Annotated in this window: 1 protein-coding gene; it reads right to left on the bottom strand. The window is 42.9% G+C overall.

Annotated elements, in window-relative coordinates; all coding sequences use genetic code 11:
* Positions 1-366, bottom strand: a 366-nt coding sequence (locus tag KGF70_RS17100; RefSeq protein WP_216786536.1) for a helix-turn-helix domain-containing protein, incomplete at both ends; no start/stop codon positions are given.

Raw genomic sequence — 366 nt, 5'->3', positions numbered from 1 at the left:
GAATTCATTTTCTATTTTTAACATTTGATTCTCTTGTTTTAGCTGCTTCAATTCTGCGGCTGGAGTCTGTGATTTTTCGGGTTTGGGGTTGTTCTGCTTGTGTTTGGCCATGGTCTTAGGATTCCCTCGTTTGCGCTCAAGTCCCGCTATTCCAGATTCCTGGAAGTGTTTTTCCCACTGCCAAATCGTACTTGGCGACGACAAATCAAAGTGTAGGGCAGTCACTGGAAGCGAAGCTTGATTTCGTTTCTTCCAGTTTAATACATCGACTTTGAACTGACTAGAATATTCTTGGGACATTGACCGGTTTTTTAAACCTTCAATACCTCGCCGCTCAAATCGATGAACCCAGTCCAGAATGATTGA

It is taken from the genome of Lactiplantibacillus sp. 7.2.4, from assembly GCF_018991185.1.
GTDB classification, from domain to species: Bacteria; Bacillota; Bacilli; order Lactobacillales; family Lactobacillaceae; genus Lactiplantibacillus; species Lactiplantibacillus pentosus.
This window is presented reverse-complemented; position numbering and strand designations above follow the sequence as displayed.